Genomic DNA, 21,005 nt, shown 5'->3' with positions numbered 1-21,005 from the left:
GCCGCAGCCGTGCGAGGCTGAGAGCCGGAAGGCACAGCCATACGGGAACGAGAAGAGGACAACGAGCGATGAGCCCCGCCGAAGACGATCCGCAGCGCATCCTGATCGTCGACGACGAGCCCGCCGTACGCGAGGCCCTGCAGCGCAGTCTCGCGTTCGAGGGCTACGGCACCGAGGTCGCCGTCGACGGTCTCGACGCCCTGACCAGGGCGGAGTCGTACGCCCCCGACCTCATCGTCCTCGACATCCAGATGCCACGGATGGACGGCCTGACCGCCGCCCGCCGGCTCCGCTCCACGGGCACCACCACCCCCATCCTGATGCTCACCGCCCGCGACACCGTCGGCGACCGGGTCACCGGTCTCGACGCGGGCGCCGACGACTACCTGGTCAAGCCCTTCGAACTGGACGAGCTCTTCGCCCGCATCCGGGCCCTGCTGCGCCGCAGCTCGTACGCGGCCGCGGCGGGCGGCGGCGTCCCCGACGACAATGTGCTGGCCTTCGCGGACCTGCGGATGAACCTCGCCACCCGCGAGGTCACCCGGGGCACCCGCCGGGTCGAGCTGACCCGGACCGAGTTCACCCTGCTGGAGATGTTCCTGGCCCACCCGCGGCAGGTCCTGACCCGCGAGCAGATCCTGAAGGCGGTGTGGGGCTTCGACTTCGAGCCGAGCTCCAACTCCCTGGACGTGTACGTGATGTACCTGCGCCGCAAGACGGAGGCGGGCGGCGAACCGCGGCTCGTCCACACGGTGCGGGGTGTCGGCTACGCGCTCCGCTCCGGCGGCGGTGACGGATGACCGGGGCGCTGCGCCGGCTCCGCGCCCTGCCGCTGCGCTCCCGGCTCGCGCTGCTGGTGGCGACGGCGGTGGCGGTGGCGGTCGCGGCGGTCGCGGCGGCCTGCTGGTTCGTGACGAGGGTGCAGCTGGAGAACCAGCTGGATGCCTCGCTGCGCAATGTCTCGGTCAGTGACGACTTTGTGCAGGCCCTGTTCGCCGCCTGTGCACGCCCCGACCGGGCGGCCGCCCCGCAAGTCGGAGGGACGTACACCGTGCAGCTCGTCACCGTGTCCGGGAGCACCTGTACCGCCGCCGAGACGTCGCCGATCGGTGTGACGGCCGCCGACATCGCCGTGGCCGCCGGTGCGCGGGACAGCGACCTGCACACGGCCAGGACGAAGAGCGGCAAGAAGATGCGTGTGTACACGTACACGTACGAGCCCCGCCACCCGGTGCCCGGCCTGGTCCCGGAAAGCTTCGCGGTCTCCGTCGCCCGCCCGATGAGCGAGATCGACGACCCGCTCTCCACCCTCGCCTGGATGCTCCTGGCCGTCTCCGGCATCGGCGCCATCGGCGCCGGCGCGGCCGGTCTCTGGGTGGCCCGCACCGGCCTGCGCCCCGTCGACGAGCTCACCGAGGCCGTGGAGCACGTCGCCCGTACCGAGGACCTCACCGTCCGCATCCCGGTCGAGGGCGAGGACGAGATCGCCCGGCTGTCCCGCTCCTTCAACTCGATGACCGCGTCCCTGGCCAGCTCCCGCGACCGACAGGCCCAGCTGATCGCGGACGCGGGCCACGAGCTGCGGACCCCGCTGACGTCCCTGCGCACCAACGTCGAGCTCCTCGCCCGCAGCGACGACACGGGCCGCGCGATCCCGCCCGACGACCGCAGGGCCCTGATGAAGTCGGTCAAGGCGCAGATGACCGAGCTGGCCTCGCTCATCGGCGACCTCCAGGAACTGTCCCGCCCCGACGCCCCCGCCCCCGGCCCGCTCCAGGTCGTCGCGCTGCACGACATCGCGGACACGGCCCTGGAACGCGCCCGGCTGCGCGGCCCCGAGCTGACCATCAGGGCGGACCTGACCCCTTGGTACGTACGGGCCGAGCCCGCCACGCTGGAACGGGCGGTGGTCAACGTCCTGGACAACGCGGTCAAGTTCAGCCCGGCCCGCGGCACGATCGAGATCGCCCTGCGCGACGGCGAGCTGACCGTACGGGACCAGGGCCCCGGCATCCCCGCCGACGAACTCCCCCACGTCTTCGAACGCTTCTGGCGCTCCCCGTCCGCCCGCCAGCTCCCCGGCTCGGGCCTGGGCCTGTCGATCGTCGCCCGCACGGTCCAGCAGTCGGGCGGCGAGATCACCCTGCGCCCGGCGGCGGACGGTCCGGGCACGGTCGCGTCGATCCGGCTGCCGGGGGCACCGACGCCGCCGCCGGGGCTGTGAGCGGGGGCCTCAGACCCCCGGATTGTGCCGGATCAGGAACCAGTACGCGGTGCTCTTGGGAGACGGCTGGCCCGTCGGTGGGTCACCGTCGGGGATAGACGCTGAGGATGGCATGGGTGGCTGGTTCGGCCCCCGGGTCCTTCTCGTTGACGGGCGTCGCTTCGTAAAGCGCTACGTCGCCGGTCACACGGGTCGGGAGCGGCACGTTTCCGTCGAGCTCGGTGGGCTTCCCGGTGGCGAGATCAAGAGCGACGGGGCCCGCTGATCCGGATGTCGTCACAGTGCCGTACGCCGTGCCGGAGTTGTCGACACCCTTGAATTTCACCCCGGAACGGGACTCCGTCTCGCCGAAGCAGTAGCCCTTCTTGGCCTGGAGATCGAAGGCCACATCTCCGTTGACCAGGTAGCGGCCGTTGTCACTGAGGAGCGTGTCGGCTTCACCACCGGTGGGAAGAGCGTCGGTCAGGCCGTCGCACTTGACGCTGAACGCCGGCTTTCCGGTGCGCTCGTCGTGCACCGCCCACACGTAGTTCATCGCCAGCCCGGAGACGGTGTAGTCCTGATTCTTGGACGGCCATCGGGCCACGAGGTAGCCACCACGGAATCCATAGGCCACTCCCTTGTCCATGCCGTCCTCCGAAACCGCGCCCGGAGGTACCTGCTGCCGCCCGGTCCAGACGTCGGCAACGTCGAGCGTGGGATAGGTGGCACTCCTTACACGGAGCATGAATTCGGGAGTGTTCTTGCCGGGGGAGGACTTGGTCGTGCCGTCGGCAGCGTCCACGACTGCCATTCCGTCGCGGGTCTCCACAGCCACGGTGCCGTCGGTGTCGTGGGGAACGGCGCCGCCGTCTGTCCCGGGGACGGTGACCTGGTGCAACGGGGCCACGCCGGTACCGGAGGAGTCCGCGGGATAGACAGCGAGATGAGCGGTGGGCTTCCCGCGGTTGATCGCGTCCTTGCCCTCCTGGACTGTCGCGGCCAACACGACGTAGTCCTTCCCGTCCTTGCTGGTAACCACCAGTTCCGCGTCCTCGGCCCGGAATTCCGCGGGCCGGGGGCTCGGTTTCCAGGGTGCGCTCGACCAGCGAACGGCACCGGTGGCTGCGTCGCGTGCTTCCACACCGAGCGCCTTGCCGTCCGCATGTGTCTTGAGGAGCAGCACCAATTTCGAGTGCGGCGCGACGGTTGGCCGGTCCAGCCGCTCCGTCTGCATGACAGCCCACCCCTTGGCACCGTCGAACGCGGGCGGGACCTGCTGCTGCCCCGCCCGAGGCACTGCGGGCTTCTGCGCTGAGGAACCCTTCGGCACCGCGCCGGGCGTCCCGGACCTTCCCGAATCGTCGTCCGACGAACCGCAGCCTGCCACTGCCAGTACGGTCATGGCTGCGAGTGTGCCTGCCAGTAACTTCTTCACGGTCCGCCCCACCCTCATCAACCCTGCATGTCCATGAAAACTACCCTGCTGGAAAGGCGGTTGTCGTCGGGCGAGAGGACGAGAAGACGTGGATGTGTACGAAGCCGTGGAGTGCAGTGACCGGGCATGACCAACGGACCGCAGTGGCCATGCGGTGCCTGGTACTGCTGGGCGAGCCCGGCCGGGTCGATCGCGAGGGTCCAGGGCCCTCAGACCCGCAGCCCCGGGTTGTGCCGGAGCAATGACTCCACCAGGCCGGACCGGGTGGCGGGGAAGTCCAGCGGGACGATGCCGAGGCCGGTCCAGCCCGCAGCCTCCGAGCCGTCCAGGAACGACTGGACCTGCGGGTTGAGCCGGTCCGCGTTCCAGCGCGGGGGCATCAGGGCGGCCGTGCTGACGTAGTTCATGAACAGCTTCCCGGGCTGCTGCGCGGCCTTGCGGAACTGGGCCTCGATCTTCGGGTACTTGGCGAACGGCTCCGCCATGTAGTCGTCCTGGATGTCGAAGAGCTCCGAGTCGGCGTACCGGACACCGGGCAGCCCGCCGTTGTCGGCCAGCAGCACGACCTTGCCCCGCGCCTCGCCCAGCGAGGGCAGTGCCGGGTCGATGCGGAACAGCGGCCGCCAACCCCTGTTGTCGAGGTAGTCGTCGAAGATCGCCCGGAACGTCGCGTCGCTCTCCTCCGAGTACTCCTGCTTGACCCGCATCAGCACGGTCTCGGTGGGGTGCGCCGCCAGGAAGTCCCAGCAGGCGCCCAGCACATCGCCGAACATCAGGTTCTGGTACGAGGCCCCGTGATGGATCGCGAAGGATCCGCCGGTGGCCCGGCACCGTACGTCGAGGAAACGGATGCCGCTGTTCAACTGCTCGGCGATCGTGGTGTTCTGGCACTCGGTCCAGGGGCCGCCGTAGCGGGCGCCGGAGTCGTGCGATCCGGGGATCGTGAGGCGTTGCAGCGCGGTGGCGTCGGGGACGGCGCCCATCCAGTCCTGGGTGGTGAGGACTTGACGGGTGGCGGCACCCGCGGGAGCCGTGCCGATGACGACGGTGGCGGTGGCGGCGAGGGCGCCGGCCAGGAAGTTCCGGCGAGTGGCGGTGTACGGGCTCATGCGGGGAGTGCCTCCGTCTGCCGTGGGGGGCCTGGGGGGTCGGCCGTCAGATTATGGCGGGTGCACGTCACTGAGTCACTGGCGGAACAGGCCACGGAAACGCAGAAGGGCGGTGGGCCCGCCGGCCCACCGCCCCGCTCACCCGCGTACGGGAGTTACTGGATGACCGTGATCCGGTCCGCCGCAGGCGGTGCCAGCGGTGCGGCGGCCGTGGAGTGGGCCGCCAGGTAGGCGTTGAACAGGTCCAGGTCGGAGGGGCCGACCAGCTTGTTCGTGCCCTGGCCGAGCGCCGCGAAGCCGTCGCCGCCGCCTGCCAGGAACTCGTTCATCGCAACGCGGTAGCTCTTGGCCGGGTCGATCGCCTCACCGTTGAGCTTGATGGTGTCGGTGACCACGCGGGCCGCGCCCGTCTTCGTCATGTCCAGGGTGTAGGTAAGGCCCTTGGACACCTGGAGGATCTTCGGGCTGGCCTCGTTCGAGCCGCTGACCTGCTGCTGGAGCGCCTCGACCAGCTGGGCGCCGGTCAGGTCGACGACGTTCATCATGTTGGTGAAGGGCTGCACAGTGAAGGACTCCCCGTACGTCACCACCCCGTCGCCCTCGGCGCCGCTCGCCTTGTGCACCAGGTCCGCGCGGATGCCGCCCGGGTTCATGAAGGCGACGACCGCCCCGCCCTTGTCCGCCGGGGCCAGGCCCTCCAGCTGGGCGTCCGCGATCAGGTCACCGAGCGGCTTCTCTGGGGCCGTGGAGCCGCGGCCGTTGATGTCCGCGGTGATGTAGCCCTGCGGCTTGTTCGCGATGGGCGCCGCGAGGGTGTTCCAGCGGGCGATCAGGGCCGTCATGTCGTTGGCCTTGGGCTGGTCCCGGCTGACGATGTGGTTCGCCGAGGTGGGGTTCGAAGAGCTCGACGACTTCACCGACGTACGGACGATGTCCTTGGTGCGGCGGTCGTACGTGAGCGTCGTGTCGGTGTAGAGCTTGCCGAAGGAGGACGCCGAGGTGACCATGCGCGGGTTGCCCGCCGGGTCCGGGATCGTGCACACGTACGCCTGGTGGGTGTGGCCCGTGACCAGGGCGTCGACCTTGGGCGTGATGCCCTTGGCGATGTCGGTGATCGGCCCGGAGATGCCGTCACCGGCGCCGGAGCTGTCGCAGTCGTAGTTGTACGAGGTGGAGGCCGGGGCCCCGCCCTCGTGGATCAGCGCGACGATGGACTTGACGCCCTGCCGGTTCAGTTCCTTGGCGTACTTGTTGATCGTCTCGATCTCGTCGTGGAACTCGAGGCCCTTGACGCCGTTGGCCGTGACGATGTTCGGCGTGCCCTCCAGGGTCACCCCGATGAAGCCGATCTTGACGCCCTTCTTCTTCCAGACCGTGTACGGCTTGAGGATCGGCTTGCCGGTCTTCTCGTTCGTCACGTTGGCGGCGAGGTAGGGGAAGTCGGCGCCCTCGAACTTCTTGTCCTTCTCGTAGCACCCCTCGACCGGGTGGCAGCCGCCGTTCTGGAGGCGGGCCAGCTCGGTGGCGCCCTCGTCGAACTCGTGGTTGCCGACGGTCGTCACATCGAGGTCGATCCCGTTGAGCGCCTCGATGGTCGGCTCGTCGTGGAAGAGACCGGACAGCAGCGGGCTCGCGCCCACCATGTCGCCACCGGCCGCGGTGATCGAGTACGGGTGCCCCTTGCGCGCGGTACGCAGCGAGGAGGCGAGGTACTCGATGCCACCGGCCGGAATCGCCTTGGTCGTACCGTCGGCCTGCGTCTCGGTGACCGAGCCCGCCGAGCCGGCCGGCGGCTCCAGGTTCCCGTGCAGGTCGTTGAAGGACAGCAGCTGTACGTCGACGGTACGGCCCGGCTTGTGGTGGCCGTGCCCGTGCCCGTGTCCGTGGCCGTGGCGGTCCTGGGCGCCGGCCGGCATCGCGGCGACGAGCGCGCCGACGGTGGCGAGCCCGGCTGCGGCGGCGAGCACCCGCCGGGATGCGCGGTTCTTCTGCGGTGTCGCTGACATCGGTCCCCTTGTGAGTTCAGCGGGAGTTCGAAAGTGGTGACGAGTCTGGAGACTTCGTGCGCAGCCTAGGGTCAACGCGCGTAGCGCGACAGGTGTCCGGGGTTACGAACTGGTTGCCGTGCGGTGGGAATGGCCCCAAACAGCCACACGTCACTCGTAAGGCGCGGCGCGCATGTGCCGGGCCCAGCTGAAGGTCAACACCGAGTGCTCCAGATGTACTGGGAGATCGGGCAGACGATCCTGGCGCGACAGCGGGAGGAGAGGTGGGACGCCAAGGTCATCGCCTGCATTGCCGCCGAGTTGAAGGCGGAGTTCCCGACCCGGTCGGGGTTCAGCACGCGGAGCCTTCAGTACACGCAGCAGATGGCTCGAACACGGCCCGAACGATTTGCGCAGCAGGCCGTTGCGCAATTGCCGTGGGACCGCATCGTCACCCTCATGACTGCCTACAAAACCTGCCCTGAACAGGATTTCCTCCTCCAGCACGCAATCCGCAACGGCTGGTCCCGGGACGAGCCGACCTCGGCGATCCACCACGCCCTGCATCGCTCCCACGCCTTCGCGATCAACAACTTCGACGCCGTGCTGGAACTGAAGACCCGAAGCACCCGCGCACCACCCCGGTACCCACCCCGCCCCCGTAGGCTCGTAGACATGACGACTGACGCGCCCTTCCCCGCCCCCGGACGTGAGATCCGGACGCTCGACGTGCTCTCCCCCGAGCAGGCGGAAGCCGTATCCGATCTGCTCGCCGAGGCGGCCCGGTCCGACGGCAGGCAGGCCGTGTCCGAGCAGGGGCGGCTGCAGCTGCGGGGCGGGCGGCGCGAAGGGGTGCGGCATCTGCTGCTGAGCAGCGGGCCGGACCTGGTCGGGTACGCGCAGCTGGAGGACACCGACCCCGTCGAGGCCCCGGCCGCCGAGCTGGTCGTGCATCCGTCGCACCGCGGGCAGGGCCACGGGCGGGCGCTGGGCGCGGCGCTGCTCGCCGTGACCGGGAAGCGGCTGCGGGTGTGGGCGCACGGCGGGAAGTCCGCGGCGCGGCATCTCGCGCAGGTCCTCGGCCTCTCGCTCTTCCGCGAACTGCGCCAGCTGCGCCGCCCGTTGGCCCCGCTGGACATCGGGGAGCCGGCACTGCCGCCCGGCGTCACCGTCCGCACCTTCGTGCCCGGCGAGGACGACGCCGCCTGGCTCGCGGTGAACCGTGCCGCCTTCGCCCACCACCCGGAGCAGGGTTCGCTGACCCAGCGCGACCTGGACGACCGCAAGGCGGAGCCGTGGTTCGACCCGAAGGGGTTCTTCCTGGCCGAGCACGACGGCGAGCTGATCGGCTTCCACTGGACGAAGGTGCACGCCGAGGAGCAGCTCGGTGAGGTGTACGTGGTCGGCATCCGGCCCGACGCGCAGGGCGGCGGGCTCGGCAAGGCGCTCACCGCGATCGGGCTGCGCCATCTCGCCGCCGAGGGGCTGCCGACCGCGATGCTCTACGTGGACGCGGACAACAAGGCGGCCCTGGCCGTCTACGAGCGGATGGGCTTCGCGACGCACGAGGTGGACCTGATGTACCGCACGGAGTCCTGAGGCAGGGGTCCTGAGGCAAGGGCCGGACCAGGCACAACTCCCCCTGGGGGCGGCGTCGCTTGACGTCGCCCCCGCTTTACGCCACCCTTTCACTACTCAATTAGTGAAAGGGGTGAACATGGCAGAGTCCGCAGCGGTCGAGTACCGCATCGACCGGCGCAGCGGCGTCGCCACGTACCTCCAGATCGTCCAGCAGACCAAGCAGGCGCTCCGCCTCGGCCTGCTGGAGCCCGGCGACCGACTGCCCACCGCGCGCGAGGTCGTCGAAGCCACCGCCATCAACCCGAACACCGTGCTCAAGGCCTACCGGGAGCTGGAGCGCGAGGGCCTCGTCGAGGCCCGGCGCGGGCTCGGCACCTTCGTCACCCGGACCCTCGGCGGCGCGGCGGCCGCCGATGACGCACCCCTGCGCGCCGAACTCGCCGACTGGACCCGCCGGGCCCGCGCGGCCGGGCTGGAGAAGGACGACGTGAGCGCGCTCTTCACCGCCGTACTGGACAGGACTTTCGAGGGGGATCAGGACGGATGACAGGCGCTGCGATCGAGGCCACCGGCCTCGGCATGAAGTACCGGAGCAGAGACAGGGGCTGGGCGCTGCGCGACTGCTCCTTCCGGCTGCCCGCCGGGCGGGTGTGCGCCCTCGTCGGGCCCAACGGCGCGGGCAAGTCCACCCTGCTCGCCCTCGCGGCCGGCTTCCTGCGGCCGTCGGAGGGGGCGGTACGGGTGCTGGGCGCGGCCCCGGGGGAGGCCCGTGCCCGGGTGGCCTTCGTGGCCCAGGACAAGCCGCTGTACCCGCAGTTGACGGTCGCCGCGACGCTCTGGGCGGGCGCCGAGCTGAACCCGGAGACCTGGGACCAGGACATCGCCGAACGCATCGCCGGGGAGCTCCCGCGCGACGCCAGGGTCCGTGACCTCTCCGGCGGCCAGCGCACCCGGCTCGCCCTGGCCCTCGCGCTGGGCAAGCGGCCCGAACTGCTCCTGCTGGACGAACCCATGGCCGACCTCGACCCGCTCGCCCGCCACCAGCTGATGGGCGCGCTGATGGCGGAGGCCGCCGAGCACTCCACCACCATCGTGATGTCCTCGCACATCCTCACCGAGCTGGAGGGCGCCTGCGACTACCTTCTGCTCGTCGACGGCGGCCGGGTCCGCCTCGGCGGCGAGACGGAGGACATCCTCGCCGCGCACACCCTGCTCACCGGTCCGGTACGGGACACCGCACCGCACACCGTCGTCGAGTCCCGCACCGCGGGACGTCTGCAGACCGCACTCGTACGGAGGCAAGGCGCCGTGGACACCACCGTCTGGGAGGCCACCGAGCCTTCGCTGGAGGAACTGCTACTGGCGCATCTGCGCTCGCCGGAAGCGCCCGCGCTGCTGACGCCCAGCGCGGAGGCCGGTCAGGAGGTGGCCGCCGTATGAGCGCGATCAGTACCCCTTCCTCGTCGCCCGCCCCTCGCGCGGCCACCGCGTCGCGCGGCCGTCTGCGCGGCCCGGAGCGGGTCGTCGTGGCCCAGCACCGATGGGCCCTGTGGATCATGGGAGTGCTTCCCGTCCTGGCCACCGTCTCGCTCGTCGGCGCCTGGCTGTGGACCGAGCATGTCCTGGACACCTTCGCCGCCACGGGCTGCTCGGTCATGCACACGACGCCCGACTGCGGTGACACGGTCAACGCGTACCTCGACCGCCAGATGTGGTTGCGGGAGGTCCTCAACTGGGCCGGCCTGCTGATGATGGCCCTCCCCGCGCTCATCGGGATATTCGTGGCGGGGCCGGTCATCGCCCGTGAGCTGGAGAGCGGCACGTACAGGCTGGCGTGGGCACAGTCCGTGACGCCCGCCCGCTGGCTCGCCGCCAAACTCGCCGTGCCCACCGTCGTGACGCTGGCCTCCGTCTCCCTGCTGTCGGCCGCCTGCACCTGGGCCCAGGGCCGGGCCGACAGGGCGTACCAAGGACAGGAGTGGCACGAGCGCACCGCGTACGGCTCGATGGGCACCGTCCCCGTCGGCTACGCCCTGTGCATGCTGGCCCTCGGCGCGCTCGCCGGCCTGGTGCTGCGGCGGACCCTCACCGCGATGGCCGTGACGGTGATCGGGTACGGCGCCCTGGTGGCGGCCTTCAACTCCGTGCGCAACAACCTGTGGCCGACCCTGACGGACACGTTCGAGCAGGGGAGCCACTACCGGTTCCCCGACGGGGCGGTCAACGTCGGGACGGGCTGGCTGACCGACTCCGGCCGACGGCTGCCCCACAGCGCGTGCCTGGAGTGGGACCCCGGCTTCAAGCAGTGCCTGACCGAAAAGAACATCGAGTTCCGCTACTTCGACTACCACCCCGCCTCGCACTTCTGGCCCCTCCAGCTCGTCGAGACCGGCCTCCTGCTCGTCCTGGCCGCCCTCGCCGTCGCCGTCGCCTTCCGGGTGCTGCGCCGCCGCCACGGCTAGGGCCGCCGGCCGTGTCCGGGCCGTGTCCGGGTGCCTCTCTGGGCACCCGGGCACGGCCACACCGCTTCCTGCATGTCATGTCGCCGTTACCAGCCATTCAGAAGCGCTTGCGACCCTCTCGAAATGCAGCCAGCTGTGCCGACCCCCCGCAACGGGAGAAATCCCGGCGGAGACCGCGCGAACGCCGTCAACCGTGCGTTCCCCGCGATCTCCGCACCCTCCGGCGCGCCCCCGGAGCCGTCCGCGCGGAACAATAGGGCCATGAGCCAGCAGCCCAGCTCCGAGGTACCGGTCCAGTCCACCGTGCAGCCGTCGGTCGGCTCACTCGCCGCGCACCGGCCGCACGCCGTCGCCACCGCCGCGTCCAACGGCGCGCTGTCGACCGCCGCCGACCTGGATCCCGATATCGACGCCGACGTCGACGCGTACGAACCCGACGTCGACGGCGACGAACTGCCCCAGGGCCGCTTCCTGGACCGCGAGCGCAGTTGGCTCGCGTTCAACGAACGTGTGCTCGAACTGGCCGAGGACCCCGCGACCCCCCTCCTCGAACGGGCTAATTTCCTCGCCATCTTCGCCTCGAACCTGGATGAGTTCTTCATGGTCCGGGTGGCCGGGCTGAAGCGCCGTATCGCCACCGGCGTCGCCACCCGTTCCGCCTCCGGACTCCAGCCCCGCGAGGTCCTGGACCTGATCTGGACCCGCTCGCGCGAACTCATGGCCCGGCACGCCGCCTGCTACCAGCAGGACGTCGCCCCCGCACTGTCCGACGAGGGCATCCAGCTGATCCGCTGGCCCGAGCTGACCGAGAAGGAGCAGGCCCGCCTGTTCACCTTCTTCCGGCAGCGGGTCTTCCCCGTGCTGACCCCCCTCGCCGTCGACCCGGCGCACCCCTTCCCGTACATCTCGGGGCTCTCGCTCAACCTCGCCGTCGTCGTACGCAACCCGGTCAGCGGCCACCGCCACTTCGCCCGGGTCAAGGTGCCGCCACTGCTGACCCGCTTCCTGGAGGCGTCGCCGCAGCGGTACGTGCCCATAGAGGACATCATCGCCGCCCACCTCGAAGAGCTCTTCCCGGGCATGGAGGTCCTCGCCCACCACATGTTCCGGGTCACCAGGAACGAGGACCTGGAGGTCGAGGAGGACGACGCCGAGAACCTCCTCAAGGCCCTGGAGAAGGAGCTCATGCGGCGCCGCTTCGGCCCGCCGGTCCGCCTGGAGGTCGAGGAGTCCATCGACCCGTACGTGCTCGACCTGCTGGTGCGCGAGCTGAAGGTGTCCGACGCCGAGGTCTACCCGCTGCCCGGACCGCTCGACCTCACCGGGCTCTTCGGCATTGCCTCCCTCGACCGGCCCGAGCTGAAGTACCCCAAGTTCATCGCCGGCACCCACCGCGACCTCGCCGAGGTCGAATCCGCCTCCGCGCCCGACATCTTCGCCGCGCTGCGGGAACGCGACGTGCTCCTGCACCACCCGTACGACTCGTTCTCCACCTCCGTACAGGCGTTCCTGGAGCAGGCCGCCGCCGACCCCGACGTCCTCGCCATCAAGCAGACCCTGTACCGGACCTCGGGCGAATCCCCGATAGTGGAAGCCCTGATCGACGCCGCCGAGTCCGGCAAGCAGGTCCTCGTACTCGTGGAGATCAAGGCCCGCTTCGACGAGCAGGCCAACATCAAGTGGGCCCGGAAGCTGGAGGAGTCGGGCTGCCACGTCGTCTACGGTCTCGTCGGCCTCAAGACCCACTGCAAGCTCTCGCTCGTCGTCCGGCAGGAAAACGACACCCTGCGCCGCTACTCCCACGTCGGCACCGGCAACTACCACCCCAAGACCGCCAGGCTATACGAGGACCTCGGCCTGCTGACCGCGGACCCGCAGGTCGGCGCGGACCTCTCCGACCTCTTCAACCGGCTCTCCGGCTACTCCCGCCGCGAGACCTACCGCCGTCTCCTGGTCGCCCCGAAATCCCTGCGGGACGGGCTGATCGCCCGGATCAACAAGGAGATCACGCACCAGCGGGCCGGGCGGACCGCCTACGTCCGCATCAAGGCCAACTCGATGGTCGACGAGGCGATCATCGACGCCTGCTACCGGGCCGCGACGGCCGGCGTGCCGGTGGACATCTGGGTACGCGGCATCTGCGCGATCCGCCCCGGTGTCGCCGGCCTCTCCGAGAACATCCGGGTCCGCTCGATACTGGGCCGCTTCCTCGAACACTCCCGGGTCTTCGCCTTCGGCAACGGCGGCGAGCCCGAAGTGTGGTTCGGCAGCGCCGACATGATGCACCGCAACCTCGACCGCCGGATCGAAGCACTGGTCCGGGTCACCGATCCCGCCCACCGCGCCGCGCTCGGCCGTCTCCTGGAGACCGGCATGGCCGACACCACCTCCTCCTGGCACCTCGGTCCCGACGGGAACTGGACCCGGCACGCCACGGACGCGGACGGCCAGCCGCTGCGGCACGTACAGGAAATGCTCATTGACGCCCGGAGGCGCCGGCGTGCGACGCCATGACCACCAGACGACGCAGGCGGACCTTACGGCAGGCGCGGTTCTCGCGCCCTACCTGCAGGAACAAGCCGCCGAATTCCTCCGCAGCCTGCGCCTGCACCGCGAGAACAGCGCCCCCACGGACGCCGGAACCCACGGAACCGAGGAGGCCGCCGGTGCGCTGCGCCGCTCCTCGCGCCGGATCAGCGGCACGCTGCACACCTTCCGGGCGGCGCTGGACGCCGCCTGGGCCGAGCAGCTCCGTACCGAACTGGCCTGGCTCTCGGGCACTCTGGCCAGGGAACACGCCTACGCGACCCGGCTGAGCCGGCTCCTCGAAGCGCTGCACGCCCTGTCCGGCACCTCGCTGCCCACCGCCCGCAACGGGGCCGGCCCCGACAGCGCCGCCGACAAGGAGCGCGCCGCCCTCGGCGTCGGCGCGGCCCGCGCCGGAGCACTCCTCGAACGGCAGCTGACCCTCGCCCGGACCCGCGCCCACTCCGCGGCGCTCCAGGCGCTCGGCTCCTCCCGCTTCCACGCGGTGGCCGACGCCGTCGCGCTGCTGGCCTCGGAGGTCCCGCTCGCCCCGGCGGCCGCGGCCCCGGCCGAGGAGATGCTGTACCGGCCCGCCGACCGGGCCGAACAGCAGCTGCTCGGCGCGGTGGCGGCGCTCCCGTCCGCCCAGGCGGTCGAGCCGTACAACGAGGCGCAGGACGCGCCCTGGCACCGGGCCCGGCTGCTGCTCCGGCTGCACCGGTACGCCCACGAGGTGGTACGGGGCGCCCCCGACCCGGTCCTGGCCGCGCCGGGGCACGCGCTCGATCTGCACCGGGACGCCTCGGAGGCGGCCGCGGCGGCGGCATCGGCGGCCCGCACGCCCCGTATCGCGCCCGCGACCGCGTACGCCCTGGGAGTGCTCCACGCCGACCAGCGCCATGAGGTGGAGGCGGCCCGCACCGTGTTCCGGACGAGCTGGCCGTACACCGCCGCGGCCGTGATCGCGCCATGAGCGGGGCGGTGGGCGCCCGCGGCGGCAAGCGCGCCGTGAACGGGCCGGTGCTCGCCGCGGGGTGCGTGCTCTGGCGCCGGTCGGAGCGCACCGCCGAGCTGGAGATCTGCCTGGTCCACCGGCCCCGCTACGACGACTGGTCACACCCCAAGGGCAAGCTGAAGCGCGGCGAGCCGGCGCTGGACGCCGCCCGGCGCGAGGTCCTGGAGGAGACCGGCCACCACTGCGCCCCCGGCACCCCGCTCCCCACGGTCCGCTATCTCGCGAACGGCCGGCCCAAGGAGGTCGCCTACTGGGCGGCCGAGGCGACCGGCGGCTCCTTCGTACCCGGCACCGAGGTCGACCGGGTGAGCTGGCTCTCCCCGGCGGCGGCCCGTGCCCGCCTCACCCAGGACCGCGACCGGGATCTGCTGGACGCCCTGCTCGCGACGCTGCCGAACACCTGACCGAACAACTGACCGAGGGCCTGACCGAGGGCCAGAACCGCACCGTCCGACACGGTTCACCTTCCGTTCACTCTCCCCCGTAGGCCGCTTCACCTGTTCTGCCTAACTTCGGCAGTGCACGGGGCACGGCGCAACGCCGGAGCACCCACCACATCGCACGCCGTCGTAGAACGAAAAGACCTCGGCGGCTCCTGGAAGGAACACCCGAAAGTGAAGCTTCAGCGCAAGAACCTGCTTCGTGCCACCGCGCTCGGTGCCCTCGCCGTTTCCGGCGCCCTGGTCCTCACGGCGTGCGGTTCGGACGACAACAGCGGCGGCACGACCGGCGGCAACGGCGGGAAGACCAGCGCCGCGTCGAACATCAAGTGCGACGACGCCAAGGGCCAGCTGCCCGCCTCCGGGTCCAGCGCGCAGAAGAACGCCATGGACCTCTGGGCCAAGAACTACATGGCCGGCTGCTCCGGCGTCGAGATCAACTACAAGTCGTCCTCCTCCGGTGAGGGCATCGTCGCCTTCAACCAGGGCACGGTCGGCTTCGCCGGTTCCGACTCGGCGCTGAAGCCCGAAGAGGTCGCCGACTCGAAGAAGATCTGCAAGGGCGGCCAGGGCATCAACCTCCCGATGGTCGGCGGCCCGGTCGCCATCGGCTTCCACCTGGAGGGTGTCGACAGCCTCACGCTGGACGCCCCCACACTCGCCAAGATCTTCGACGGCAAGATCAAGAAGTGGAACGACCCGGCGATCGCCAAGCTCAACACCGGCGCGAAGCTCCCGGACAAGCCGATCCAGGCCTTCCACCGCTCCGAGGACTCCGGCACCACGCAGAACCTGGGCAAGTACCTGGGCGCGGCCGCCCCGAGCGACTGGAAGTACGAGGCCGAGAAGAAGTGGCCGGCCCCCGGTGGCCAGGCCGCGTCCGGCTCCTCCGGTGTCGCCGCCCAGGTGAAGCAGGTCGACGGCTCGATCGGCTACTTCGAGCTGAGCTACGCCACCTCACAGTCGATCTCCACCGTGGACATCGACACCGGTGGCGCCACCCCGGTCAAGGCCACCCCGGAGAACGCCTCCAAGGCCATCGCCGCCGCCAAGATCAAGGGCACCGGCAAGGACCTGGCGCTGGAGCTCGACTACACGACCAAGGCCGAGGGTGCCTACCCGATCGTCCTGGTGACGTACGAGATCGTCTGCGACAAGGGCAACAAGGCCGAGACCCTTCCCACGGTCAAGTCCTTCCTGAACTACACCGCCGGTGACGAGGGCCAGAAGCTCCTCACCGAGGCCGGCTACGCGCCGATCCCGACCGAGATCAACGCCAAGGTCCGCGAGACCATCGCCTCCCTCTCGTAACCGGGACGGGCAAGCCCCACCAGTAACACCTTCAGCAACACCAGCAACATCCGGCAGACCGGTCCGGTGCACCCCTCCGGACCGGTCCGCCACCACCCATCCGGTGCACCGCCGCCAGGGGAGCCAGACCGCTCCCCCACACAGACCGGAAAGACCATGGCTTCCACCACACCGATAGAAACGCCGCCGGCACCGCCGGTGGCGCGCAAGCGCGCCGGGACCAAGTCCGGGCGCGTGGGCGACAAGGTCTTCCTGGGCCTCTCCAGGGGCTCGGGCATTCTGCTGCTCGTGATCATGGCGTCGATCGCCGTGTTCCTGACCTATCGCGCCTCGCTCGCCGTGTCCGAGAACGAAGGCAACTTCTTCACCACCTTCGACTGGAACCCGGCCGGCGACCCGCCGGTCTTCGGTATCGCGGTCCTCCTCTTCGGCACGATCGTCAGCTCGATCATCGCGATGGCCATCGCCGTCCCGGTCGCTGTCGGTATCGCCCTGTTCATCTCGCACTACGCGCCGCGCAAGCTGGCCGCGCCCCTCGCGTACGTCGTCGATCTGCTCGCCGCTGTGCCGAGCATCGTGTACGGCATCTGGGGCGCCCTCGTCCTGGTCCCGTACCTGGAGGGCCTGAACCTCTGGCTCGACCAGTTCTTCGGCTGGACGTACATCTTCGAGAAGACCGAGGTCGGCGTCGCCCGCTCGCTCTTCACCGTCGGCATCCTGCTCGCGATCATGATCCTGCCGATCGTGACCAGCGTCAGCCGCGAGGTCTTCCTCCAGGTCCCGAAGATGAACGAGGAAGCCGCCCTCGCCCTGGGCGCCACCCGCTGGGAGGTCATCCGCCTCTCGGTGCTCCCCTTCGGCCGCTCCGGCGTGATCTCCGCCTCGATGCTGGGCCTGGGCCGTGCGCTCGGCGAGACGATGGCCGTCGCCACGGTCCTGTCGCCGAGCTTCATCATCTCCGGGCATCTGCTCAACGCGGGCGGCGGCACCTTCGCCCAGAACATCGCCGCGAAGTTCGACGAGGCCAACGAGTTCGGGCGCGACGCCCTGATCGCCTCGGGTCTCGTACTCTTCGTCCTCACCCTGCTGGTCAACGGCGCGGCCCGGCTGATCATCGCCCGCCGCAAGGAATACTCGGGGGCCAACGCATGAGCCAGGCAGCCAACACCGGCATACAGGAGCGCCCCGCCCCGACGGCGCCCGCCCGCCCGACCAGCCTGAGCAGCCGGGCACTCCCCCGCTGGGCCCCGATCGCCTTCGCGGTCGTCGCGCTCGCACTGGGCGTGGGCACCGGCGCGGTGGCGGGCTGGCAGAGCCGCACCCAGTGGGGGCTGTTCTCCGCCCTCCTCTTCGTCGTCATCTCGTACATCACGACCTCGGTCGTCGAGAACCGGCGCCAGGCCAAGGACCGGCTCGCCACCAGCATCGTCTGGGTCTGCTTCCTGCTGGCCGTCGTGCCGCTCGCCTCGCTGCTGTGGACGACGATCAGCCGGGGCGCGGAGCGCCTGGACGGGTACTTCCTGACCCACTCGATGGCCGGCGTGCTCGGCTCCGAGCCGACCGGCGGCGTCTATCACGCACTGATCGGAACGCTGGAGCAGGTCGGCATAGCCACCCTGATCTCCGCCCCGATCGGCATGCTGACCGCCGTCTACCTGGTGGAGTACGGCAAGGGCGCCCTGGCCAAGGCCGTGACCTTCTTCGTCGACGTCATGACGGGCATCCCGTCCATCGTCGCCGGTCTCTTCATCCTGTCGATCATGCTGATGACGAAGACCCAGCCGTCCGGTCTGATGGGTGCGCTCGCGCTCACGATCCTGATGCTCCCGGTCGTGGTCCGCTCCACCGAGGAGATGCTCAAGCTCGTCCCGAACGAGCTCCGCGAGGCATCGCTCGCCCTCGGCATCCCCAAGTGGCGCACCATCCTGAAGGTGGTCCTGCCGACCGCGATCGGCGGCATCACCACCGGTGTGATGCTCGCGATCGCCCGGATCGCCGGTGAGACCGCGCCGATCATGCTGCTGGTCTTCGGCAGCCAGCTGATCAACACCAACCCGTTCCAGGGCGCACAGTCCTCGCTCCCGTTCTACATCTGGGAGCAGTACAAGGTCGGCACCGACCAGTCGTACGACCGTGCCTGGGCCGCCGCGCTGGTCCTGATCGCCTTCGTCATGATCCTCAACCTGGTGGCCCGCGGCATCGCCCGCTGGAAGGCCCCGAAGACCGGCCGCTGACCGCGGCACGAAAGAAGCAGTGATTCAGATGGCCAAGCGCATCGACGTCAGCGGCCTGTCCGCCTACTACGGCTCCCACCTCGCCATCGAGGACATCTCGATGACCGTGGAGCCCCGCTCCGTGACCGCCTTCATCGGCCCGTCCGGCTGCGGCAAGTCCACCTTCCTGCGCACCCTGAACCGCATGCACGAGGTCACCCCCGGTGGCCGCGTCGAGGGCAAGGTGCTGCTGGACGACGAGAACCTGTACGGGGCGAACGTCGACCCGGTCACCGTGCGCCGCACGGTCGGCATGGTCTTCCAGCGTCCGAACCCGTTCCCGACCATGTCGATCTTCGACAACGTCGCGGCCGGCCTCAAGCTGAACGGCTCGTACAAGAAGAGCCAGCTGCCCGACATCGTCGAGAAGTCCCTGCGCGGCGCCAACCTGTGGAACGAGGTCAAGGACCGGCTGAACAAGCCCGGCTCCGGCCTCTCCGGCGGTCAGCAGCAGCGCCTGTGCATCGCCCGCGCGATCGCGGTCGAGCCGGACGTGCTGCTGATGGACGAGCCGTGCTCCGCCCTGGACCCGATCTCCACCCTCGCCATCGAGGACCTGATCGGCGAGCTGAAGGAGCGGTTCACGATCGTCATCGTGACGCACAACATGCAGCAGGCGGCCCGCGTCTCGGACCGCACGGCGTTCTTCAACCTCGCGGCGGTCGGCAAGCCCGGCAAGCTCGTGGAGATCGACGAGACGGAACGCATCTTCTCCAACCCGTCCGTCCAGGCCACCGAGGACTACATCTCGGGACGCTTCGGATAGACCCCAGACGGCCTTGAGGTGCTGCATGGCGGTGCCACCGCAAGGCGAAGGGGCCGCCCCCACTCCCCGCAGAGGGAGTGGGGGCGGCCCCGTTTCCGTACCGCCGTGATCATCATGGCGGGCCGTCAGCCGAAGAGCAGAACCACGACCCCGTAGCTCGCGGCGGCGACCAGCCCCGCGGCCGGCATGGTGATGAACCAGCCCAGGATGATGTTCTTGGCGACACCCCACCGCACGGCGTTCACCCGCTTCGTGGCGCCCACACCCATGATCGCGGAGGTGATCACATGCGTCGTGGAGATCGGCGCGTGGAACAGGAACGCCGAGCCGAACATGATCGACGCGCCCGTCGTCTCCGCCGCGAACCCCTGCGGCGGGTCCAGCTCGATGATCTTCCGGCCGAGCGTCCGCATGATGCGCCAGCCACCCGCGTACGTACCCAGCGAGAGCATCAGCGCGCAGACCAGCTTCACCCAGACCGGGATCGGGTCGCTCGGGCTCTCGACGTCGGCGATGACCAGGGCCATCACCACGATGCCCATGGTCTTCTGCGCGTCCTGGAGACCGTGGCCGAGCGCCATGCCCGCTGCCGAGACCGTCTGTGCGATCCGGAAGCCGCGCTTGGCCTTGTGCGGGTTGGACTTCCGGAACATCCACATGATCGCGACCATCACCAGATAGCCGACGACCAGACCGATGACCGGGGAGACGAACATCGGGATGACGACCTTGTCGAGCACCCCGTCCCAGTGCACCATCGTCCCGCCGGCGAGCGCCGCGCCGACCATGCCGCCGAACAGGGCGTGCGAGGACGAGGACGGCAGCCCGAAGTACCAGGTGACGAGGTTCCAGATGATCGCGCCGACGAGCGCGGCGAAGAGGATTCCCATCCCCTTGCTGCCTTCGGGCGTCGCGATCAGACCCTCGCTGACGGTCTTGGCGACACCGCTACCGAGGAACGCACCGGCCAGGTTCATCACCGCGGCCATCGCCAGCGCCGCGCGGGGGGTGAGCGCACGGGTGGAGACGGATGTGGCGATGGCGTTCGCCGAGTCGTGGAAGCCGTTCGTATACGTGAAGCCGAGCGCGACACCGATGGTCACGATCAGCGCAAAGGTGTCCACGTGGTTCAGGACTCCTTGACCGCGATGGTCTCCACCGTGTTGGCGACGTGCTCGAACGCGTCGGCCGCCTCTTCCAGCACGTCCACGATCTGCTTGAGCTTCAGCACCTCTATGGCGTCGTACTTGCCATTGAAGAGATGAGCGAGCAGTTTGCGGTGGATCTGGTCCGCCTGGTTCTCCAGACGGTTGACCTCGATCCAGTACTCGGTGAGATTGTCCATCGTCCGCAGACCGGGCATCGCCTCGGCGGTCAGCTCGGCCGCACGGGCCAGCACCTCGATCTGCTGGGCAATGCCGTTGGGGAGTTCCTCGACCTGATACAGCACGACCAGGTCGACGGCCTCCTCCATGAAGTCCATGATGTCGTCGAGCGACGACGCGAGGTTGTAAATGTCCTCGCGGTCGAACGGCGTAATGAAAGAGGAGTTCAGCTGGTGGAAGATCGCGTGGGTGGCATCGTCCCCCGCGTGCTCCGCTGCCCGCATGCGCTCCGCGATCTCGACTCGGGAGGCAGAGTCCGCCCCGAGCAGTTCCATCAGGAGTTTCGAGCCCGTGACGATGTTGTCCGCGGATGCGGAGAACATGTCGTAGAAGCTCGTCTCCCTGGGGGTCAGACGAAAGCGCACGTGGGGTCCTCGGGTGCTTTGGATTCGGTCAGGCTGATGCTAGGCGCATCATCCGGCCACGGCTAACCGGCGTTCTTCAGTGTCGCGCATCGGGCACAGTGATCAGCACGGGCCCCCGGTCACGTTTCAGCTGAATTCGTTAGGAT

The 21,005-nt window shown here is 69.7% G+C and carries 18 protein-coding genes and 1 pseudogene; 14 read left to right on the top strand and 5 right to left on the bottom strand.

The window, feature by feature from the left end; all coding sequences use genetic code 11:
• Positions 1–68: 68 nt before the first annotated feature.
• Together OG978_RS22095 and OG978_RS22090 are read left to right on the top strand one after the other, a co-directional pair.
• Positions 69–800 (top strand): response regulator transcription factor, encoded by a 732-nt coding sequence (locus OG978_RS22095; RefSeq protein WP_326766876.1) that lies wholly within the window; start codon positions 69–71, stop codon positions 798–800.
• A complete protein-coding gene (locus OG978_RS22090; protein ID WP_326766875.1) occupies positions 797–2,224 on the top strand; it encodes a sensor histidine kinase in 1,428 nt (475 codons plus the stop codon). The genes OG978_RS22095 and OG978_RS22090 overlap by 4 nt, the downstream gene beginning before the upstream one ends.
• 82 nt (positions 2,225–2,306) lie before the next feature.
• Here OG978_RS22090 and OG978_RS22085 read toward each other — a convergent pair whose 3' ends face one another.
• From OG978_RS22085 to OG978_RS22075, 3 genes are all read right to left on the bottom strand, one after another.
• A complete protein-coding gene (locus OG978_RS22085) occupies positions 2,307–3,608 on the bottom strand; it encodes a hypothetical protein (protein ID WP_326766874.1) in 1,302 nt (433 codons plus the stop codon).
• 242 nt (positions 3,609–3,850) lie between these two features.
• Positions 3,851–4,750 carry a phosphatidylinositol-specific phospholipase C gene (locus OG978_RS22080; RefSeq protein ID WP_326766873.1) on the bottom strand — a complete coding sequence of 300 codons (900 nt, stop codon included), beginning with the start codon at positions 4,748–4,750 and terminating at the stop codon, positions 3,851–3,853.
• 155 nt (positions 4,751–4,905) lie between these two features.
• Positions 4,906–6,756 carry a bifunctional metallophosphatase/5'-nucleotidase gene (locus tag OG978_RS22075; RefSeq protein WP_326766872.1) on the bottom strand — a complete coding sequence of 617 codons (1,851 nt, stop codon included), beginning with the start codon at positions 6,754–6,756 and terminating at the stop codon, positions 4,906–4,908.
• A gap of 129 nt (positions 6,757–6,885) precedes the next feature.
• Between OG978_RS22075 and OG978_RS22070 the strand changes: the two are divergent.
• The 12 genes and pseudogenes from OG978_RS22070 to pstB form a co-directional block, all read left to right on the top strand.
• Positions 6,886–7,290: pseudogene (locus OG978_RS22070) on the top strand (DUF1016 N-terminal domain-containing protein); the annotation flags it as partial.
• A gap of 120 nt (positions 7,291–7,410) precedes the next feature.
• On the top strand, positions 7,411–8,334 hold the full coding sequence (gene mshD / locus OG978_RS22065) for a mycothiol synthase (protein ID WP_326770117.1): 924 nt from the start codon (positions 7,411–7,413) through the stop codon (positions 8,332–8,334).
• Positions 8,335–8,452: 118 nt separating this feature from the next.
• Positions 8,453–8,863: a GntR family transcriptional regulator gene (locus OG978_RS22060; protein WP_326766871.1), complete on the top strand. Its 411-nt coding sequence runs from the start codon at positions 8,453–8,455 to the stop codon at positions 8,861–8,863.
• Positions 8,860–9,756, top strand: a complete 897-nt coding sequence (locus OG978_RS22055) for an ABC transporter ATP-binding protein (protein ID WP_326766870.1) — start codon at positions 8,860–8,862, stop codon at positions 9,754–9,756. The genes OG978_RS22060 and OG978_RS22055 overlap by 4 nt, the downstream gene beginning before the upstream one ends.
• Complete coding sequence (locus tag OG978_RS22050; protein WP_326766869.1) at positions 9,753–10,778, top strand: hypothetical protein; 1,026 nt, start codon at positions 9,753–9,755, stop codon at positions 10,776–10,778. The genes OG978_RS22055 and OG978_RS22050 overlap by 4 nt, the downstream gene beginning before the upstream one ends.
• 261 nt (positions 10,779–11,039) lie before the next feature.
• Positions 11,040–13,292 carry an RNA degradosome polyphosphate kinase gene (locus OG978_RS22045; protein WP_326766868.1) on the top strand — a complete coding sequence of 751 codons (2,253 nt, stop codon included), beginning with the start codon at positions 11,040–11,042 and terminating at the stop codon, positions 13,290–13,292.
• Positions 13,279–14,277 (top strand): CHAD domain-containing protein, encoded by a 999-nt coding sequence (locus tag OG978_RS22040; protein WP_326766867.1) that lies wholly within the window; start codon positions 13,279–13,281, stop codon positions 14,275–14,277. The genes OG978_RS22045 and OG978_RS22040 overlap by 14 nt, the downstream gene beginning before the upstream one ends.
• Complete coding sequence (locus OG978_RS22035; RefSeq protein ID WP_326766866.1) at positions 14,274–14,723, top strand: NUDIX hydrolase; 450 nt, start codon at positions 14,274–14,276, stop codon at positions 14,721–14,723. The genes OG978_RS22040 and OG978_RS22035 overlap by 4 nt, the downstream gene beginning before the upstream one ends.
• 210 nt (positions 14,724–14,933) lie before the next feature.
• A complete protein-coding gene (gene pstS, locus OG978_RS22030) occupies positions 14,934–16,070 on the top strand; it encodes a phosphate ABC transporter substrate-binding protein PstS (protein WP_326766865.1) in 1,137 nt (378 codons plus the stop codon).
• Between the two features lie 156 nt (positions 16,071–16,226).
• A complete protein-coding gene (gene pstC, locus OG978_RS22025; protein WP_326766864.1) occupies positions 16,227–17,222 on the top strand; it encodes a phosphate ABC transporter permease subunit PstC in 996 nt (331 codons plus the stop codon).
• Entirely contained in the window at positions 17,219–18,304 is a 1,086-nt protein-coding gene (gene pstA / locus OG978_RS22020; protein WP_326766863.1) for a phosphate ABC transporter permease PstA, read from the top strand. The genes pstC and pstA overlap by 4 nt, the downstream gene beginning before the upstream one ends.
• A 28-nt stretch (positions 18,305–18,332) precedes the next feature.
• Entirely contained in the window at positions 18,333–19,109 is a 777-nt protein-coding gene (pstB, locus tag OG978_RS22015; protein WP_266416316.1) for a phosphate ABC transporter ATP-binding protein PstB, read from the top strand.
• A 125-nt stretch (positions 19,110–19,234) separates the two neighbouring features.
• Here pstB and OG978_RS22010 read toward each other — a convergent pair whose 3' ends face one another.
• Complete coding sequence (locus tag OG978_RS22010; RefSeq protein ID WP_326766862.1) at positions 19,235–20,233, bottom strand: inorganic phosphate transporter; 999 nt, start codon at positions 20,231–20,233, stop codon at positions 19,235–19,237.
• Positions 20,234–20,238: 5 nt separating this feature from the next.
• Positions 20,239–20,859 (bottom strand): DUF47 domain-containing protein, encoded by a 621-nt coding sequence (locus tag OG978_RS22005; RefSeq protein ID WP_072488031.1) that lies wholly within the window; start codon positions 20,857–20,859, stop codon positions 20,239–20,241.
• Positions 20,860–21,005: the final 146 nt, after the last annotated feature.

It is taken from the genome of Streptomyces sp. NBC_01591, from assembly GCF_035918155.1.
Classification (GTDB): domain Bacteria; phylum Actinomycetota; class Actinomycetes; order Streptomycetales; family Streptomycetaceae; genus Streptomyces.
This window is presented reverse-complemented; position numbering and strand designations above follow the sequence as displayed.

Excerpts from the sequence above, each read along its gene's own strand:
- OG978_RS22045 (WP_326766868.1), top strand. The coding sequence starts at position 11,040 with ATGAGCCAGCAGCCCAGCTCCGAGGTACCGGTCCAGTCCACCGTGCAG.
- pstC (WP_326766864.1), top strand. The coding sequence starts at position 16,227 with ATGGCTTCCACCACACCGATAGAAACGCCGCCGGCACCGCCGGTGGCG.
- pstA (WP_326766863.1), top strand. The coding sequence starts at position 17,219 with ATGAGCCAGGCAGCCAACACCGGCATACAGGAGCGCCCCGCCCCGACG.
- OG978_RS22055 (WP_326766870.1), top strand. The coding sequence starts at position 8,860 with ATGACAGGCGCTGCGATCGAGGCCACCGGCCTCGGCATGAAGTACCGG.
- OG978_RS22050 (WP_326766869.1), top strand. The coding sequence starts at position 9,753 with ATGAGCGCGATCAGTACCCCTTCCTCGTCGCCCGCCCCTCGCGCGGCC.
- OG978_RS22075 (WP_326766872.1), bottom strand. The coding sequence starts at position 6,756 with ATGTCAGCGACACCGCAGAAGAACCGCGCATCCCGGCGGGTGCTCGCC.
- OG978_RS22085 (WP_326766874.1), bottom strand. The coding sequence starts at position 3,608 with ATGACCGTACTGGCAGTGGCAGGCTGCGGTTCGTCGGACGACGATTCG.
- OG978_RS22095 (WP_326766876.1), top strand. The coding sequence starts at position 69 with ATGAGCCCCGCCGAAGACGATCCGCAGCGCATCCTGATCGTCGACGAC.
- OG978_RS22090 (WP_326766875.1), top strand. The coding sequence starts at position 797 with ATGACCGGGGCGCTGCGCCGGCTCCGCGCCCTGCCGCTGCGCTCCCGG.
- mshD (WP_326770117.1), top strand. The coding sequence starts at position 7,411 with ATGACGACTGACGCGCCCTTCCCCGCCCCCGGACGTGAGATCCGGACG.
- pstB (WP_266416316.1), top strand. The coding sequence starts at position 18,333 with ATGGCCAAGCGCATCGACGTCAGCGGCCTGTCCGCCTACTACGGCTCC.
- OG978_RS22035 (WP_326766866.1), top strand. The coding sequence starts at position 14,274 with ATGAGCGGGGCGGTGGGCGCCCGCGGCGGCAAGCGCGCCGTGAACGGG.
- OG978_RS22080 (WP_326766873.1), bottom strand. The coding sequence starts at position 4,750 with ATGAGCCCGTACACCGCCACTCGCCGGAACTTCCTGGCCGGCGCCCTC.
- OG978_RS22060 (WP_326766871.1), top strand. The coding sequence starts at position 8,453 with ATGGCAGAGTCCGCAGCGGTCGAGTACCGCATCGACCGGCGCAGCGGC.